The 4,360-nt window shown below is 45.6% G+C and carries 6 protein-coding genes; all 6 read right to left on the bottom strand.

Going from position 1 to position 4,360, the window contains the following annotated elements:
• Positions 1-325: 325 nt before the first annotated feature.
• The gene (locus tag ETP43_RS16935) at positions 326-1,675 is read right to left on the bottom strand and encodes a hypothetical protein (RefSeq protein ID WP_055154201.1); all 1,350 of its coding nucleotides are present in this window, start codon (positions 1,673-1,675) and stop codon (positions 326-328) included.
• Between the two features lie 429 nt (positions 1,676-2,104).
• The gene (locus ETP43_RS16925) at positions 2,105-2,338 is read right to left on the bottom strand and encodes a sodium ion-translocating decarboxylase subunit beta (protein WP_008399593.1); all 234 of its coding nucleotides are present in this window, start codon (positions 2,336-2,338) and stop codon (positions 2,105-2,107) included.
• Positions 2,339-2,381: 43 nt separating this feature from the next.
• Positions 2,382-2,525, bottom strand: a complete 144-nt coding sequence (locus ETP43_RS17850) for a hypothetical protein (protein WP_242648933.1) — start codon at positions 2,523-2,525, stop codon at positions 2,382-2,384.
• A 112-nt stretch (positions 2,526-2,637) separates the two neighbouring features.
• Positions 2,638-3,747, bottom strand: coding sequence for a relaxase/mobilization nuclease domain-containing protein (locus tag ETP43_RS16915; RefSeq protein WP_055215572.1), 1,110 nt, complete (start codon positions 3,745-3,747; stop codon positions 2,638-2,640).
• Positions 3,708-4,028 carry a MobC family plasmid mobilization relaxosome protein gene (locus tag ETP43_RS16910; RefSeq protein WP_226981078.1) on the bottom strand — a complete coding sequence of 107 codons (321 nt, stop codon included), beginning with the start codon at positions 4,026-4,028 and terminating at the stop codon, positions 3,708-3,710. The genes ETP43_RS16915 and ETP43_RS16910 overlap by 40 nt, the downstream gene beginning before the upstream one ends.
• 4 nt (positions 4,029-4,032) lie before the next feature.
• Positions 4,033-4,194: a hypothetical protein gene (locus tag ETP43_RS17265; RefSeq protein WP_004614779.1), complete on the bottom strand. Its 162-nt coding sequence runs from the start codon at positions 4,192-4,194 to the stop codon at positions 4,033-4,035.
• Between the last annotated feature and the right edge of the window lie 166 nt (positions 4,195-4,360).

The following is a 4,360-nucleotide window of genomic DNA, read 5'->3' as shown; positions in this document are numbered from 1 at the left end:
GCTTCTTGTGGCATTTCTGCCCCTGTGATATAATGAACGACGCTACCGCCCCCAGACAGGTAGAGAAAGGGGGTGAACCGCATGAGTGAACTTCTGTCATTTTTTCTCTCTGTTTTGGCAAGTGTAGTTGCCTACTACATCTGCAAATGGTTGGACGGAGAAGAATAACTGGTAGCCAGCCTTGGGATTAAGCCACCCACCCAGAACGGAATAGAAAAGCCCCGGAGTCGCAACCTCCGGGGCTTTTTGCTGTGCCACATGAGCACTTCTGTCATTTTCGCCTACTGGTATTATAGCATATGCCTTTCGGCATTTCAAGTATACCCTACTTCCACCACTTCAATACAGTATGCCGGCTAAGCCCAGTTTCTCTCTCACAATCTATCTTCTTTCCGTCCGGATGCTGCTGTTTCCATTCTTCGACAATCTTCGACTTTTCTCCGCTGCCTTTTGGTCTACCCTCTTTATTTCTCCATGCTCCATTTGGATAATCCAATGTTTGTACCAACCTTGCACGCTCTAAATGTTCAGCCTGTTTTCTTCCGTTCCGTTTGCTTGCTGGCATAGCAATAGCCGATACTCTTTCGGCTTCCCTGCGACTGTATGTGACATAATTCTCTTGATAAAACTGCATGGCGTCCAGTATATCACGCTTGGTAAAGCGGTTATGCTCATCATCTGACATATCATCAAGGAACTGCAATAGGGAAAAAGCGTCTGTAAAAAGCTCATCTTCCGGAATATCGCACTTAACGGCATAGGACGCCAAAACGCAAAGGCAGCTGTATCTGTGCCCTACAGAAGCCCCCTCTTTTATTTTCCGCAGCCACCAATCATATAAGTCCCTTTTGACATGCCAGCGCTCACGGCGCTCCCCCTGCACAATTCGCTTTTCATACCATTCCGGGTACTTCTTCCGGGCTTCGGCAAGACTCAAATCGCTCTTATAGTGAAAATCCGTGACCGCCTTGCTCTTATCCATAAGATACCCGTTCAAATACTCAATCGTCACTCTCTCGCCCGTTTCAAAAGCCTTTACCGGGTATCTCTTTCCCAGCTTTGACTGCGTTCCAACCATACGGAAGCCCTGAAAAATCCCCTGATACTGAACCTGTTCCCGTTCTGTGAAAGTGCTTGTATAACGGTTCCAGACTTTCGCAATCAGCTCATACTTGAACTCTCGAAGCTTATCCTGCAAATGCTTATACAAGGGAACCGGCTTTTCCAGCAGATAATATAAATGCAGCCCGTGACCGCTGTTAATACAGTAAGTGCATTTCGGGATAATATCATGGTTCATTTGATGGAACACATCACGGAGCTGCGGCATCTCCACCCCGTCAAGGTCTATCGCTATCCCATACAGCCACCTTGCATTGGCTGCCGTCCGATTTCTGCCGGAATACGCCACAGGGGACATGACAGCAAACTCTGCCCCCTTGACCTCATCAATGACCGACAAATCATCAAATACAATCCGATTCTTCGCCTTATCATTCTCAACTATGGTTATAATGCCATTTGCCTTTCCGTCCTCAAAATGCCCCTTTCTCTCAAAACTTCCCTCTGGAAAAACAGCCCGATAAAACTCTTTCGGCTTCACTTCCTCAAAGAACTGCCCCAGCCATTCATTTTTCAGCTTATACAACTGCTTTTCAGTCGGTTTTTTTGCCATATTCCCACCACCTTTTTCTCCCCTCCAAAACACCTATAGGGGGCTTATATTATCAATACAGTTTATTGCACATTTTTGACCTCTTAAAAAAGGGCTGGTTTTCTCTCCCTTTCCCCACCCCTAAAAACACCTATAGGGGGCTTATATTATCAATACAGTTTATTGCACATTTTTGACCTCTTAAAAAAGGGCTGGTTTTCTCTCCCTTTCCTTGCCATTATAGCACTGCTACTTTTCCTTCGCAATCTCACTTTTCTCGTATTCAGAACAGTGCCCCTCTCTCTTTACACGGTCTCCGGCAACGGGACAATACCAATCTTTCCTATAAGCGCAGCTTGTGCAGCTCTCCTGCTCTCTTTTTTCTTTCTCCATAGTCTTTTACACCTCACTCCCTCTCGCCTTGACCGCTTATCTTATCACTACATTATTTTACCTTTTTCTCTTCAAATAAAAAATTATCGCTACTATCAACATCACAACACCTATCGCAATAAGCAAGATGCTGACAAGAACACTATTCAACTTTCCTGCGACAAATACCGAGGTAGGACCATCTGCACCTCCGATTATAGCAATAGCATTATTATTCATCTTCAATGCAACACCCACAATAACAGATATTATTCCAACAATACCAGCAACGATTCCTAATATTTTTTTCATTGACTAATCTCCTTTCTCAACCTTCCGATTTGTCGATTTCTTTTTACTTGCCAAGCATACCATATAACAGCATAAGAAACACTAAAATATTACAGACCATACCGCCCCAAAACAGGTACAGCTTTAAGCCCTCATATCTGAAAAAGCTGTTCTTGCTTTCCTCCAGCTCCCGGATCTTCTGCTTCATCACGCTTGTAAGTGTATCAGACTGCTTCTCAAGAAGCTTTGTAGCCCTCTGTATAGCCTCTATATTCGCCTGTAACGCCTTTCTAACCTCTTGGACGGTGTTTTCCTTAACCTCATCTTTCAGGCTCCCAATCTCGCCCGATATAGCGTCTTGAAGCAATTCGTTGCTGTTCTTCAGCAGCTCTACGCTCTGCTTCAGCTCGCTGATGAGCTTCCTGTTCTGCTCTGCGTCTCTCTGCCTGTTCTGCTCTGCCCTTACTTGTTCTTGATTTGACTGCTTCATCAATTCCTCGCAGTTCTCGCTCGACATCGCCAACGCTTCTTTGAGCAGACTGTTTTCCAGCTCTGTCCGGCTCTGTCGGTTTAACTCTTGAAGCTGCTCTCTTGGACTGCTCTGCTTCTGCTGTTCGTGCATTTCTCTCAAACTCATGCTCCATACTCTCCTTTCCAAAATCCATATTGTAGTATTTTTCCAGCTTGTTATCCCTGATTTTACAAGCCTTTTCTCCTGCCTGTTCCCTGGCTAAGTCGGTATATGTGATGTACTTGTGGCTGTCCTGCCAGTCCACCCCGTACCCTCTTTCATTCATCAGCCGGATAAAGGTTTCCCGGCTGGTCGCTGTTTCCTTACAATCCAGCACCGCAAGGGCAATATCCTGCACATAGCTCTTGACCTTTCCCTGCTCTGCCTGTTTCAAAAGCTGGTAGGTGTCTTTGCTCCATGCCACCGTTTCTTCCCGGACTTCTCCAGCAAATGTCTTTCCTTTCTCCGGCACATGCAAGCCCTGTTCCCGGCTCTGTTCGTTACATCGTTCCTTTAAGTCTTTAAGGTCGTGCTTACTCCATTGGAGCTTATGACCGTTCTCATAATTTACGGAATTGACAATAAAGTGCGTGTGTATATGCCCCTTGTCTATATGCGTGGCTATCAGAACTTCATGCCCTTTCCATGCCTTTGTATGCTCTGCCAGCTCGACAGCGTTCTTATGAGCCTGCTCCGGGGTTATTTCCTCGTCCTCATGGTAGGATTGCACATAATGCTTATAGGTTCTTCCATCCGTCTTGCCCCACAGCTCCTTTGTGGCTTGCATTTCTTCCTTGACCGTCTCCGGCTCACAATGCAGACCGCTGACAAGCTTCTCCTCTGTCTTTTCTTTTTTCGTCACATAATCTATGGCGTGCCCTATGCCCGCCTTTGAAGATACCGCCTTAATGACTGCCATACTTTGTTCAGCTCCTCTCCATGCTTCCGCACTTCCGCTTCACTCGGCAACATCCCCCCCTCATTACACCGCTTTGCTATTTGGTTGAGGTTGTTCCCTATCCGTTTCAGTTCCGGGAGAAGTTCTTTGATACCGTCCGTATTCACGATCTGCTTCTCCAGCACACAGGAAAGGATATACTCCTGTTGGTTCTTTCCACTCTCTGAAATCTTCTCCTGCAACTGCTGGTATTCTTCTTCACTTACTCGGAATGATAACTGCTTTGGTCTTGTCTTGTTCATACCCTTACCACTCCATATCCATGACATCAAGTAAGTCAAAGAAACGCTCCAGCGTCTTATTTTCCTTTTCTGCCGGGTTCTGTTTTACATATTTATCAATTACTTTCATCAGCTCCTGCACCTCGTATCTGTACTCAAACTGAATTTTATCCATTTCTTTTTTCATGCCTTTGACCTCTCTTTCTTCGGTGCTACCACCGTCACATTATGAGCCTTTCGGCTCTCTGAAAAGGGGGATTGAAGGGGGGCTTGCCACCCTCACAAGTTCTAAAGTGGTAACACTTTAGGGAACTTGCAATATATCCGCTACACATATTATAGCATGATAGACA

This window comes from Blautia faecicola, assembly GCF_004123145.1.
Lineage (GTDB): Bacteria > Bacillota > Clostridia > Lachnospirales > Lachnospiraceae > Oliverpabstia > Oliverpabstia faecicola.
Note: the sequence above shows the minus strand (reverse complement) of the source record. Positions and strands in the feature narration are given on the sequence as shown.